This window comes from Streptococcus sanguinis, from assembly GCF_020729725.1.
GTDB classification, from domain to species: Bacteria; Bacillota; Bacilli; order Lactobacillales; family Streptococcaceae; genus Streptococcus; species Streptococcus sanguinis_V.
Genome location: NZ_JAJEPA010000005.1, coordinates 222,042 through 236,084 on the forward strand (window position 1 = coordinate 222,042; position 14,043 = coordinate 236,084).

8 protein-coding genes and 1 other annotated feature are annotated in these 14,043 nt (G+C 40.7%); all 8 genes read left to right on the plus strand.

The window, feature by feature from the left end; genetic code table 11:
* Positions 1-29 precede the first annotated feature (29 nt).
* The 8 genes from K4I03_RS01055 (at position 30) to brnQ (ending at position 13,914) form a co-directional block, all read left to right on the plus strand.
* Positions 30-659, plus strand: a complete 630-nt coding sequence (locus K4I03_RS01055) for a hypothetical protein (RefSeq protein ID WP_227963417.1) — start codon at positions 30-32, stop codon at positions 657-659.
* Positions 660-770: 111 nt separating this feature from the next.
* Positions 771-906, plus strand: a sequence feature (ribosomal protein L10 leader region).
* A gap of 37 nt (positions 907-943) precedes the next feature.
* Complete coding sequence (gene rplJ, locus K4I03_RS01060) at positions 944-1,444, plus strand: 50S ribosomal protein L10 (protein ID WP_227963418.1); 501 nt, start codon at positions 944-946, stop codon at positions 1,442-1,444.
* A 73-nt stretch (positions 1,445-1,517) separates the two neighbouring features.
* Positions 1,518-1,886: a 50S ribosomal protein L7/L12 gene (gene rplL / locus K4I03_RS01065; RefSeq protein ID WP_227963419.1), complete on the plus strand. Its 369-nt coding sequence runs from the start codon at positions 1,518-1,520 to the stop codon at positions 1,884-1,886.
* Between the two features lie 286 nt (positions 1,887-2,172).
* Entirely contained in the window at positions 2,173-7,677 is a 5,505-nt protein-coding gene (locus K4I03_RS01070) for a ZmpA/ZmpB/ZmpC family metallo-endopeptidase (RefSeq protein WP_227963420.1), read from the plus strand.
* A 369-nt stretch (positions 7,678-8,046) separates the two neighbouring features.
* Complete coding sequence (locus K4I03_RS01075; protein WP_227963421.1) at positions 8,047-9,783, plus strand: ABC transporter ATP-binding protein; 1,737 nt, start codon at positions 8,047-8,049, stop codon at positions 9,781-9,783.
* Positions 9,784-9,796: 13 nt separating this feature from the next.
* Positions 9,797-11,575 carry an ABC transporter ATP-binding protein gene (locus K4I03_RS01080; RefSeq protein ID WP_227963422.1) on the plus strand — a complete coding sequence of 593 codons (1,779 nt, stop codon included), beginning with the start codon at positions 9,797-9,799 and terminating at the stop codon, positions 11,573-11,575.
* A 54-nt stretch (positions 11,576-11,629) separates the two neighbouring features.
* A complete protein-coding gene (locus K4I03_RS01085) occupies positions 11,630-12,184 on the plus strand; it encodes a GNAT family N-acetyltransferase (protein WP_002895565.1) in 555 nt (184 codons plus the stop codon).
* A 401-nt stretch (positions 12,185-12,585) separates the two neighbouring features.
* Positions 12,586-13,914 (plus strand): branched-chain amino acid transport system II carrier protein, encoded by a 1,329-nt coding sequence (gene brnQ, locus K4I03_RS01090; protein ID WP_227963423.1) that lies wholly within the window; start codon positions 12,586-12,588, stop codon positions 13,912-13,914.
* Positions 13,915-14,043: the final 129 nt, after the last annotated feature.

Here is a 14,043-nt window from a genome sequence, read left to right on the forward strand (position 1 = left end):
AGAATTGAGTTTAGGAGGAGCTGGGGGAAGTGGGAAAAAGAATTAAGTTTTCGCCGCTAAAAGCTAGAATTTTGATGATGATCGGTCCAATGTTTGGCGCTATCTTCTTTGGTTTATATTCGTGTAGTGCTATTTATCATACATTAAAAGTAGGATTATCATTTTGGCTAGATTTGATTCGTGAAAATTTTATGTTGATTCTTTTCTTTATTTGGATCCATATGAGTTTAGTTGAGTCTATCTATAGAATGATAAAAAATAATCTTTTGTTAAACAGTAATATTCAGGAATTGAGAGATTGTTACCCTGAGCTTGAGGAGGACTGGCAAAATCTTAATGATGCGGACTACTTTGACAAAGATTTGCAAGTTTTGGTTTATGGCGATCATCTCATTTGTTACAGGACATTTGATATTGCCTACCTGCCAGAATGTTCTAAGATAGGTGCATTTATGAAGGCGTCTGTTTTTCGTCTTTCCCGTTTTCGTGAGGTAAGACGAGTTCATTTTTCTGCATGGTACCTTGATGGCAGTGAATCTGGACTCCGGACAGATGAGTTGCGAAAGTTTATTGGAATGAATCAGAAAGCTCGTAAAGATGCCTTATTTGATTATTTAAGAGAGAACTTTGATTATATTGAACTCGAAACTTTCGACTAAGGGAAAGAAGTAGATATTAGTCAAGTAAGAAATTTGCAGAAAATAATGACTAAATTTAAAAAAGATTGTATAAAAAGCTTGCAATCTTTTTTTTCTTTTGCTATAATTATCAATGGTTTGAAAAAACTGCCTAAGACAGTAGGGGAGCTCGACTCATAAAGATCCTACCGAGGACAAAACGTATCATGTAAAAAGAAGCGTATTGTACTTTCGTGTCTAGGTTTGGGCGCGTTTTTCTTTTGGAAAATTCCCCAAGCAAAATAATTACGGAGGTGAAACACTAAATGAGTGAAGCTATTATTGCCAAAAAAGCGGAACTGGTTGACGTAGTTGCTGAAAAAATGAAAGCCGCTGCATCTATCGTCGTTGTGGACGCTCGTGGTTTAACTGTTGAGCAAGATACCGTTCTTCGTCGTGAGCTTCGTGGAAGCGAAGTTGAGTACAAAGTTATCAAAAACTCAATCTTGCGTCGTGCAGCTGAAAAAGCTGGACTTGAAGACCTGGCATCTGTTTTTGTTGGACCATCTGCAGTAGCATTTTCTAACGAAGATGTTGTTGCTCCAGCGAAAATCTTGAACGACTTTGCTAAGAACGCTGACGCACTTGAAATCAAAGGTGGTGCAATTGAAGGCGCTGTCGCATCAAAAGAAGAGATTCTTGCACTTGCAACTCTTCCAAACCGCGAAGGACTTCTTTCTATGCTCCTTTCTGTACTTCAAGCGCCAGTTCGCAACGTTGCACTTGCTGTCAAAGCAGTTGCAGAAAACAAAGAAGACGCAGCTTAATCTTAAGCTACGCAGCGTAGCCTAGCTACGAAAAAAATATTATAAATTTAAAAATTATTTGGAGGAAATAACAATGGCATTGAACATTGAAAACATTATTGCTGAAATTAAAGAAGCTTCAATCCTTGAATTGAACGACCTTGTAAAAGCTATCGAAGAAGAATTTGGTGTAACTGCAGCTGCTCCTGTAGCTGTAGCTACTGCTGGTGCTGGTGAAGCTGCCGCTGCTAAAGATTCATTCGATATCGAATTGACTGCTGCTGGCGACAAGAAAGTCGGCGTTATCAAAGTTGTACGTGAAATCACTGGTCTTGGCCTTAAAGAAGCTAAAGAACTTGTTGATGGTGCACCAAACGTTATCAAAGAAGGCGTTGCTGCAGCAGAAGCTGAAGAACTTAAAGCTAAATTGGAAGAAGCTGGAGCTTCAGTTACTCTTAAATAATAGAGTTTCCTATCATAGAAATCAACCAAGTCGAAAGACTTGGTTTTTTTGTATCCAAAAATCATTTTTACGTTAAAACGCTAACAAAATATAGGATTGTATGATATAATTTAGACAGATTATTGCGATTTAGGAGATATTATGAATAAGATAAAAGTTATATGAGATTGTTGATTAGGAGATTTTTGTTAGGGGGATTCAGATGAATGAATGCAATGGCTTACTGTTGCTCATTCTCTGGTTAAAGGATTTGTTATTCTTTTTAGAATAATTTGAAAGGGATTTTATGAAAAAGTTTTTTGGGGAGAAGCAAACTCGGTTTGCTTTTAGGAAATTAGCTGTCGGACTTGTTTCGGCTGCTATTTCTAGTTTGTTTTTTGTGTCTATCGTTGGGGTTGACTCTGTTCAAGCGCAGGAAAAGTTGAATGTACACTATAAATACGTGACAGATACTGAAATAACTCTGCAAGAAAAGGAGTTGATTGTAAGTGGATTTCCTAAAATGTCAGAAGGCAATGAGGAGACTTACTATCTTGTCTACAGGTTAAACTCAAATGCTGGAGCAAAAACCTTACCTAATACAGGCGACAGTAACAATTCCAATACTATGATGACGGCTGGTCTGTTAACGACGATAGGATTGGTTGTTTTTCTTGTGTCAAAAAGAAAGGTTCAAAGCAAGTTCCTCTTGACTGTTTTGGTGAGTGCTGGTGTCGGAGGAGGCTTGATACTATCTGTCGATGCGCTGGAAAATGGGATCTTGCTACAGTATAATGCCGAATATCAAGTGTCGGCTGGGGAAAGTCTGCCTTCACCAGGTGAAATCTCAGGCTATACCTATGTTGGCTACATAAAAGATGAATCAATTAAAAAATTATTAGACAATAAGATTCTTGATAATCAGCAGAATGCTAATGAGGATAAAGAAGTTTTAAACCAAAATAAGAATCTAGATTATTCAGTTTCTTTTGATAAGAATGGGCTGAAAAATCAAACTCTTGGCGTTAATACAATTGAGCCCCAAGATGAAGTCTTGTCTGGCCGAGTAGTTAAGCCTGAACTATTATACAAAGAAGAGACCATTGAAACTGAGATAGCCTTTGGAGAACAAATACAAGAAGATCCGGATTTACCTGAAGGTACTGTAAGAGTAAAACAAGAAGGTAAACTAGGCCGTAAAATCGAAGTCGTTCGAATTTTTACTGTAGATAATGCGGAAGTTTCTAGAGAGGTTCTTTCGACTAAAATAGAGGAAGCAACTCCTAAAATAGTGGAAAAAGGGACTAAAAAGCTTGAAGCGACTAGCGAAAAATCAGTAGCTTCTAACTTAGTGGAACCCGAGCAAGCCGCTCCCTTACCAGAGTACACAGGAGTCCAATCTGGAGCCATCGTTGAGCCTGAACAAATTGAACCGGAGATTGGAGGTGTCCAATCTGGGGCAATCGTTGAACCCGAACAAGTCGCACCGTTGCCTGAATATACAGGCGTTCAATCAGGTGCGGTAGTTGAGCCCGAACAAGCGACTCCATTACCAGAATATACAGGAACTCAATCCGGCGCAATAGTAGAACCCACGCAAGTTACTCCATTGCCAGAGTATACAGGTGTTCAATCAGGTGCGATAGTAGAACCTGTGCAAATGACTCCCTTACCAGAATACACAGGAGCTCAAGCTGGTGCAATTGTAGAACCCGAGCAAGTTACTCCATTGCCGGAGTACACAGGAGTCCAAGCAGGAGCAATCGTAGAACCTGAACAAGTGTCTTCGTTACCTGAATATACAGGAACTCAAGCTGGAGCGATCGTTGAGCCTGAGCAGGTAGAACCTCCGCAAGAGTATACTGGAAACATCGAACCAGCAGCGCCAGAAGCGGAAAATCCTGCTGAAAAAGCTCAAGAGCCGAAAGAGCCGAAGCAAGAACCAGAAAAGAATATCGAGCTAAGAAATGTATCTGATGTAGAGCTGTATAGTCTAACTGATGGAAAATACAAACAGCACGTTTCTCTGGAGGCTATTCCAAGCAATCAAGAGAATTATTTCGTGAAAGTAAAATCTTCTAAATTTAAAGATGTTTTCTTGCCGATTTCGTCAATAGTAAATAGCACGAAAGATGGTCAGCCAGTTTATAAAATTACTGCAAGTACTGAAAAATTAAAACAGGATATCAACAATAAGTACGAGGACAATTTTACTTTCTATCTAGCTAAAAAGGCTGAGAGAGAAGTCACAAACTTTACTTCCTTTAGTAATTTGGTTCAAGCTATAAATAATGATCTTGGAGGAACTTATTATTTAAGTGCTAGTCTGAATGCCAATGAGGTCGAACTAGAAAATGGCGCTAGCAGTTATATAAAGGGCAGATTTACAGGTAAGCTCTTTGGCAGCAAAGACGGAAAAAATTATGCTATTTATAATTTGAAGAAGCCTTTATTTGACACTTTGAGTGGAGCTACTGTAGAAAATCTGGCTCTTAAAGATGTAAATATCTCAGGGAAATCTGACATTGGGGCCCTTGCAAATGAAGCGAATAATGCAACAAGGATTAACAATGTCCATGTAGACGGTGTTCTGGCTGGTGAACGTGGCATTGGTGGCTTGGTTTGGAAGGCTGATAATTCTAAGATTACGAATAGTGGTTTCAAGGGAAGAATTATCAACTCCTATGAAACGAGGGCACCATACAATATTGGAGGATTAGTAGGTCAACTGACTGGCATCAATGCAGTAGTTGATAAGTCAAAAGCTACGATTACCATCTCGTCAAATGCGGATAGCACAAACCAAACTGTCGGCGGTCTTGCAGGTCTTGTCGAGAAAGATGCGCTTATCAGCAATAGTTACGCCGAGGGTGACATTAATAATGTGAAGCGCTTTGGAAGTGTTGCTGGTGTGGCTGGCTACTTGTGGGATAGAGACTCTAGTGAAGAGAGACATGCTGGAAGATTGCATAATGTTCTTAGCGATGTCAATGTTATGAATGGGAATGCGATTAGTGGTTATCACTATCGAGGAATGAGGATAACTGACTCATATAGCAACAAGGACAACAGAGTCTACAAAGTGACTCTTGAAAAGGATGAGGTTGTCACCAAGGAATCTCTCGAAGAGAGAGGTACAATCCTTGATGCTTCTCAAATCGCAAGTAAGAAATCTGAAATTAACTCTCTTTCTGTACCGAAAGTCGAAACCTTGCTGACTAGCACTAATAAAGAAAGCGATTTTTCTAAGGTTGAAGGCTATCAAGCCAGTCGAGCTTTAGCATATAAGAATATAGAAAAACTACTGCCGTTTTATAATAAGGCAACCATTGTCAAATACGGTAATCTGGTAAAAGAAGATAGCGCTTTGCATGAAAAAGAAGTCTTATCTGCAGTCATGATGAAAGATAATGAAGTGATTACAGATATTGCTTCACATAAAGAGGCGGCTAATAAGCTCTTGCTTCACTATAAGGATCATTCATCTGAAAAGCTAGATCTCATCTACCAATCTGACTTTAGTAAGTTAGCAGAATATCGCGTGGGCGATACAGGTCTCATCTATACGCCAAATCAATTCTTACAAAATCATAGTTCAATCGTCAATGAAGTTTTGCCTGATTTGAGAGCAGTCGATTATCAGTTAGAGTCTATCAGAAACACCCTAGGTATTTCTTCAGGTGTTTCACTGACGGAATTATACTTAGAAGAGCAGTTTGCTAAAACCAAGGAAAATCTAGCAAATACACTGGAAAAACTTTTGTCAGCTGATGCAGTCATTGCCAGCGAAAATCAAACGATTAATGGTTACGTCGTTGATAAAATCAAACGCAACAAGGAAGCCTTGCTTCTAGGTCTGACTTATTTAGAACGCTGGTACAACTTTAACTATGGTGACGTTAATATCAAAGACTTAGTCATGTACCACATGGATTTCTTTGGTAAGGACAACGTATCACCGCTAGACACGATCATTGAATTAGGTAAATCTGGCTTTAACAATCTTCTGGCCAAGAACAACGTAGATGCTTATAGCATCAGCCTAGCAAACAATAATGGAACAAAAGATTTGTTCAGCACGCTAGCCAATTACCGAGAGGTATTTTTACCAAACAAAACAAATAATCAATGGTTCAAAGAGCAAACCAAGGCTTATATCGTTGAAGAAAAATCAGCTATTGATGAGGTGAGGGTCAAACAAGAGCAGGCTGGTAGCAAGTATTCTATCGGGGTATATGATCGAATTACCAGCGACACTTGGAAATACCGAAATATGATCCTACCTTTGCTGACAATGCCTGAAAGATCTGTCTTTGTCATCTCGACTATATCCAGTCTTGGTTTTGGTGCCTATGACAGATATAGAAATAATGAGCACAGAACAGGAGCAGAACTCAATAAGTTTGTTGAGGATAATGCTCAGGAAACCGCAAAACGCCAACGCGATCATTATGATTATTGGTATAGAATATTAGACGAGCAGAGCCGTGAAAAGCTCTATCGAAACATCTTGCTCTATGATGCCTATAAGTTTGGTGATGATGCTACTGTCGGCAAGGCTACAGCGGAGGCACAATTTGACAGTTCTAATCCAGCTATGAAGTATTTCTTCGGACCTGTTGGAAACAAGGTTGTACACAATAAGCATGGTGCCTATGCTACTGGTGATAGTGTTTACTACATGGGCTATCGTATGCTGGACAAGGACGGAGCCATTACCTATACCCATGAAATGACGCATGATTCTGATAATGAAATCTATTTAGGCGGATATGGAAGAAGAAGCGGACTTGGTCCAGAATTCTTCGCCAAGGGCTTGTTGCAAGCACCAGATCATCCAGATGATGCGACAATCACGGTCAACTCAATTCTCAAATATGACAAGAATGATGCATCTGAAAAATCTCGTTTGCAAGTCCTGGATCCAACTCAACAATTCCAAAATGCGGATGATTTGAAAAACTATGTTCATAACATGTTTGATGTCATTTATATGTTGGAGTACCTAGAAGGAATGTCAATCGTGAACCGTCTGTCTGATGTGCAAAAAGTGAATGCGCTGAGAAAAGTCGAGAATAAATATGTTCGAGATGCTGATGGAAATGATGTTTACGCAACGAATGTGATAAAAAATATTACAATTGCGGATGCGCAAAAATTAAATTCATTTGACAGTCTCATTGAAAATGATATTCTTTCAGCGCGTGAGTACAAAAATGGTGATGTAGAAAGAAATGGCTACCATACGATTAAACTCTTCTCTCCGATTTATTCGGCTTTAAGCAGTGAAAAAGGAACGCCTGGAGATCTTATGGGACGGCGTATGGCTTATGAGCTTCTGGCAGCCAAGGGCTTCAAAGATGGTATGGTCCCTTATATCTCTAATCAGTATGAAGATGATGCTAAGCAAAACGGGAAAACGATCAGTATCTATGGTAAGACCAGAGGTCTGGTAACAGATGACTTGGTTTTACGCAAGGTCTTCAACGGTCAATTTAATAGTTGGACTGAGTTTAAGAAGGCTATGTATGAAGAACGTAAAAACAAGTTCGACAGTCTGAACAAGGTCACATTTGATGATACAAGACAACCATGGACAAGTTTTGCTACTAAGACTATAAGTACTGTTGAAGAGTTGCAAAGCTTGATGGATGAAGCAGTTCTCAAAGATGCAAACGATAATTGGTATTCTTGGAGTGGCTATAAACCAGAACATGACAGTGCTGTACACAAGCTTAAAAAAGCAGTCTTCAAAGCTTACCTTGATCAAACCAATGATTTCAGAAAATCAATCTTTGAAAACCAGAAGTGATTGGTTTGAGTTTATCAAATGGACTGCAAAGTTGCAAGTCTGAAATGTTAGGGCAGAGCTTGAATTACTCTTAAATTCAGACCTTCTTGCAGATAAGAAATGACGAACCTAGTGAAAACTAGGTTTGTTTTTCTATATAAGTCATGCAATTAAAACAGTTGCTAGTCTGCTTTCAGGAAGTTTGCTGCTGACAGTCATTTATGAGGCTGATGATAAGCAGAAAAAAGTCTGAAATGACCTTTACCCTACTTCATATTTTTGTTATAATATTTGTATTAAAGCGTGCATTTGCGCGCTCTTTTCTGTGTTTAGAAAGCACATGGGTGCTTTAGAGTGAGTTATTTTTGAATAGATGGTGAAGGAGGAGTTATGTTATACATTTGGTCTTATTTGAAGAGATATCCTAAGTGGCTGGTCTTGGACTTTGTTGCGGCAATCTTTTTTGTGATTGTCAATCTAGGGTTGCCAACGGTGCTGGCTCGGATGATTGATGAGGGAATCAATCCTAAGCAGACAGACCGGCTCTTTTTCTGGGCTTGGGTCATGTTTGGCGTTATTATCTTAGGAGTGCTGGGGCGAATCGTTCTGGCTTATGCGGCTGGGAAGCTGACGACGACCATGGTACAGGATATGCGCAATGATCTCTATGCCAAGCTGCAAGAGTATTCTCATCATGAGTATGAGCAGATTGGAGTGTCTTCTTTGGTCACGCGCTTGACTTCGGATGCTTTTGTACTCATGCAGTTTGCGGAGCAAACCCTTAAAATGGGTGTCATTACTCCCATGATGATGCTGTCCAGTATTCTCATGATTTTTCTGACCAGTCCGTCTCTGGCATGGATTGTAGCTGTTTCAGTGCCTTTCTTGGCAGTCGTGGTCATCTATGTAGCGGTTAAAACCAAGCCCCTGTCTGAAAAGCAGCAGAAGACCCTTGATAAGATTAATCAGTATGTGAGAGAAAATCTGACCGGTCTGCGTGTTATACGAGCTATTGCAAGAGAGGAGTTTCAAGAGAAGCGTTTTGCTGATGAAAATGAGGTCTATGCGCAAAACTCCAATAAGCTCTTTAAGCTGACTGGTCTGACAGAGCCACTCTTTGTGCAGATTATTATTGCGATGATTGTGGCCATTGTCTGGTTTGCCCTAGATCCTTTGCGGGACGGCAGTCTTGAAATCGGAAATCTCGTTGCCTTTATCGAATACAGCTTTCACGCCCTGCTGTCCTTCCTCTTCTTGGCCAATCTCTTTACTATGTATCCACGGACGGCGGTATCGAGCCAGCGGCTCAAGGAAGTCATGGACATGCCCATTTCCATCAATCCTAATGAAGATGGTGTAACAGAGACAGATACGCAGGGGTATCTGGAGTTCGACAATGTAACCTTTGCTTATCCCGGTGAGACAGAGAGTCCTGTACTGCATAATATTTCCTTCAAGGCTAAGCCGGGTGAGACTATTGCCTTTATCGGTTCAACTGGTTCGGGTAAGTCTACACTGGTGCAGCTGATTCCGCGCTTTTATGATGTAACAATAGGTAAGATTTTAGTGGATGGTGTGGACGTCCGTGAATACAATCTGAAGGCACTGCGTCAGAAGATTGGCTTTATCCCACAGAAGGCTCTGCTATTTACCGGAACCATCGCAGAAAACCTACGCTATGGAAAGGAAGAGGCCAGTCAGGAAGAGCTGAGTCAGGCAGCTGAGGTGGCTCAAGCCAAGGACTTTATCGAGAGTCGGGAAGAGCGTTTTGAGACTCATCTGGCCGAGGGAGGCAGCAATCTATCCGGAGGGCAGAAGCAGCGGCTCTCTATCGCCCGCGCGGTGGTCAAAAAGCCGGAAATTTATATCTTCGACGACTCTTTTTCTGCTCTGGATTATAAGACGGATGCGGTGCTGCGTCGTCGTCTCAAAGAAGTGACAGGTCAGGCAACGGTGCTGATTGTGGCCCAACGGGTGGGAACCATCATGGACGCTGACCAGATTATCGTTCTGGATCAAGGCGAAATCGTTGGACGCGGGAAGCACGAAGAGCTGATGGAAACCAATGATATCTATCGTGAAATTGCGGATTCGCAGCTGAAAAATCAAGCTTTGACAGAGGAATAGAAAGGAGACTGACATGAAAAACACATCAAGTTTTGCTCGTCTATGGAGCTACCTAAAAGTTTATAAATTTGCAGTCGCCTTTGCCATCTTCCTCAAAATCCTCAGCGTCGTTATGAGCGTCGTCGAGCCCTTTGTCTTAGGTCTTGCCATTACTGAACTGACAAATAATTTGCTGGATATGGCTAAAGGTGTGGCTGGTGCCCAGATTAATGTGTCCTATGTCGGCTGGGTCATGGTCTTGTATTTTGTGCGGGCGATTTTTTATGAAATCGGTTCTTACTATTCTAATTACTTTATGACTAATGCAGTGCAGGCTACCATTCGTGACTTGCGCGATGAACTTAGTCATAAGATTAATCGCATCCCCGTTTCTTACTTTGACAAACATCAGTTTGGTGATTTGCTGGGGCGTTTTACCAGCGATGTCGAAGCTGTTTCAAACGCCTTGCAGCAGTCCTTTCTGCAGGTTATCAATGCAGTCTTTACTCTGATCTTGGTTATCGTCATGGTATTGGTGCTCAATCTGCAGTTGGGTATCATTGTGGTAGTTTCGATTCCGATTACCTACCTCAGTGCTCGCTTTATCGTGAAGAAATCCCAGCCTTACTTTAAACAGCAGGCAGATGCACTGGGGGCTATGAATGGCTTTGTTCAGGAAAATCTGACAGGATTTAATATTTTGAAGCTATATGTCAGAGAAGAAAGTTCGCAGGAGGATTTTCGACAAATTACGCAAAAACTGCAGAAAGTAGGTTTTAAAGCTAGCTTTATCTCTGGTTTAATGATGCCTGTTTTGAATGTTATTTCAGATCTGACCTACCTCTTGTTGGCCCTGCTGGGCGGCCTTCAGGTTATTGCTGGGCGCTTGACAGTCGGGAATATGCAGGCTTTTGTTCAGTATGTCTGGCAGATTAACCAACCCATTCAAAACCTGACTCAGCTGGCTGGTCAGCTGCAGAGTGCCAAGTCTTCTTTGGACCGGATTTTCCAAGTGCTGGACGAAGCAGACGAAGTCAATGATGAGACAGAAAAGCTGGATCAAGATCTGACAGGTCAGGTTAGCTTCAAGGATGTGGACTTCCAGTATGTGGGAGCCAAACCGCTCATTCGGAATTTCAATCTGGAAGTCAAACCAGGTGAAATGGTGGCTATTGTTGGTCCGACTGGTGCTGGTAAGACCACGCTGATTAATCTTCTTATGCGTTTCTACGATGTGACCAAAGGCGCGATTACGGTGGATGGCCATGATATACGACATCTGTCCCGTCAGGACTACCGTAAACAGTTCGGTATGGTGCTGCAGGATGCTTGGCTTTATGAGGGGACTATCAAGGAAAATCTTCGTTTTGGCAATCTGCAAGCCACTGATGAAGAAATTGTAGAGGCAGCCAAGGCGGCTAATGTGGATCATTTTATCCGGACTTTGCCAGGTGGCTACAATATGGAAATGAATCAAGAATCCAGCAATATCTCGCTGGGGCAGAAGCAGTTGCTTACGATTGCGAGGGCTCTTTTGGCCAATCCTAAGATTCTGATTTTGGATGAAGCGACCTCATCTGTCGATACACGGCTGGAGCTCTTGATTCAGAAAGCTATGAAGACTCTCATGCAGGGGCGGACCAGTTTTGTCATTGCTCACCGACTGTCGACCATTCAAGAAGCGGATAAGATTTTGGTGCTCAAGGATGGTCAGATTATCGAGCAAGGCAATCACGAGAGTCTCTTGGCTGATAAAGGATTTTATTATGACCTTTATCAGAGTCAATTTTCTAAAAAAGCGGAAGAAGTTTAAAAGGTTTGCTAAATCATTTGATAACTGCTAGAATATAAGCAAAGTGAGGTAGCAATGTCTTTAACGAGTCAAATTATTACAGCAGAATTTCCTGATTTAGATAAGGTAGAAGCTCTTAATCGAGAAGCCTTTCCAGAAGAAGAGAGAGTTCCTATTAATGAATTTCTCCGCTATACCAATGATGAACGGTCTCATTTCTTTGCCTTCTATAATGAGGAAGAATTTGTTGGTTTTGCTTTTGCAGTTTATAACGAAAAAATGTTCTATGTCAGCTTCTTTGCGATTATGCCGCACCTTCGCAGCCATGGCTATGGGGGAGAAATCATTCATAAACTGACAGAGTTTTATCAAAAGACCATGGTTCTAGAGGTAGAACGTGTCGATGAAGAATGTGATAATTTAGAGCAACGTCAAGCACGTATGGACTTCTATAAGCGTAATGGCTTTCGAACGACCAATGCCTTTCTGGAATATGAAGGATTAAGCTTTGAAATCTTGTATTTGGGACATCATTTTGATGAGGAGGCTTATCGAGATATTTTCCATATGCTGCAAGAGAAGAACTTCTTTGAATTCGAAATTAAGTACAGAAGATTTAGCGATGTGTAAAGTTTGCTAAATGATTTATAGCCATTTTTAAAAGGTTGAGATAGGATGTCTCAACCTTTTTACTATGAAAAATCTCTTTTATTTTGTTTTGGATCAGGATGTACAATATTGTATTTTTCTCGCATTAAGAAACAGTAGAGCATGTCTGTTTTAAGAAAGTAAACCATCAAAAAAAGATAGAGATAGGTCGGTAAAGTATACGATTTAAAACAAATTTATTTGTATTACTTTAAAATAAGCCTTAAATCTGTGGATAAGTCAGGAATTTGCTAAAAATCTTCAAAAATATTTCGATTTATTTCGTTTTTTAAACTAACTTACCGTGAAAAGTTAAAAGTGTTGCGGAGCGGGCTATTTACGTATATAATGATAAAGCATGAAAAATTAAAAAGGAGATTCTCGTGATTAAAAAAGGTGCTTTGACAGGTTTGCTCCTGTTTGGAATGTTTTTCGGTGCTGGAAACTTGATCTTCCCGCCTTCACTTGGAACATTATCTGGTCAGCATTTTTGGCCAGCTATTGCAGGATTTGTCTTGTCTGGGGTTGGACTTGCTGTTCTGACTTTGATTATCGGAACGCTCAATCCCAAGGGCTATATTCACGAGATTTCTCAGAAGATTGCGCCTTGGTTTGCTATTGTCTATCTTGTAACCTTGTATTTGTCAATTGGGCCTTTCTTTGCTATTCCGCGGACAGCGACGGTGGCCTATGAAGTTGGTATTGCTCCTATGCTGTCTAAAAATATGACTGGTATCGGATTGATTGTTTTCACGACACTTTACTTTGCGGCTGCTTACCTGATTTCTTTGAATCCATCTAAGATTTTGGATCGGATTGGGCGTATTCTGACGCCTGTCTTTGCAGTTTTGATTATTATCTTAGTGATTCTAGGAGCTTTGAAATACGGCTCAAATGCACCTCAGCAGGCTTCGCAAGCTTATTCTGCGTCAGCTTTTGGGCAAGGGTTCTTGGAAGGTTATAACACTTTGGATGCCTTGGCTTCAGTGGCCTTTAGCGTAATCGCAGTAACGACTCTAAATCAGCTAGGTTTCAAGAATAAAAAAGAATATGTTTCAACCATCTGGGTTGTTGGTTTGATGGTGGCGTTAGGCTTTAGCGCCATGTATATCGGTTTGGCTTTTCTAGGCAATCATTTCCTAGTTCCAGCTGAGATTATTGCCAAAGGCAATCCTGGTGTTTATGTCCTGTCGCAGGCGACACAGGCTATCTTTGGACCTACAGCACAGATTTTCCTTGCAGCTATGGTTACTGTGACTTGTTTTACAACAACAGCAGGACTTATTGTATCGACTGGGGAATTCTTTCATAAAACTTTCCCTAAGGTATCTTATAAAGTGTACGCAACTGTCTTTACTTTGATTGGGTTTGCGATTGCTAATCTTGGCCTCAATGCCATCATTCAATATTCTGTTCCAGTCTTGCAAATTCTCTATCCAATTACCATTGTTATCGTTCTGATTGTCATTGTCAATAAATTCTTACCACTGTCCAAAATCGGTATGCAAATGACGGTGGCAGCAGTGACTCTGATTTCCTTTGCGGGTATTCTCGGACAGCAGTTCCATATCACTAGGATAAGTGGTATTATAAATTCTCTTCCATTTGCTCAGGCTTCATTGCCTTGGTTGGTGCCAGCTCTAGTTGGAATCCTACTTTCTCTCTTTTTGCCAAACAAGCAGAAGAGTGAGCGTTTTGAGATGGAGAGCTAATAGATAACATCCGCCACAATGTGGTGGATTTTTTTGACTCATTGTCAATTATAGTAGGGAATTTATGGCGAAGGAATTCAAGCTGTTTTTTTTATGAGCAATAGGACAATATAATCCTTTTATAAGATA

What these genes read in the sequence shown, in the direction of transcription:
- rplJ (WP_227963418.1), top strand. Translation starts at nt 944, where the DNA reads ATGAGTGAAGCTATTATTGCCAAAAAAGCGGAACTGGTTGACGTAGTT.
- rplL (WP_227963419.1), top strand. Translation starts at nt 1,518, where the DNA reads ATGGCATTGAACATTGAAAACATTATTGCTGAAATTAAAGAAGCTTCA.
- K4I03_RS01070 (WP_227963420.1), top strand. Translation starts at nt 2,173, where the DNA reads ATGAAAAAGTTTTTTGGGGAGAAGCAAACTCGGTTTGCTTTTAGGAAA.
- K4I03_RS01075 (WP_227963421.1), top strand. Translation starts at nt 8,047, where the DNA reads ATGTTATACATTTGGTCTTATTTGAAGAGATATCCTAAGTGGCTGGTC.
- K4I03_RS01080 (WP_227963422.1), top strand. Translation starts at nt 9,797, where the DNA reads ATGAAAAACACATCAAGTTTTGCTCGTCTATGGAGCTACCTAAAAGTT.
- K4I03_RS01085 (WP_002895565.1), top strand. Translation starts at nt 11,630, where the DNA reads ATGTCTTTAACGAGTCAAATTATTACAGCAGAATTTCCTGATTTAGAT.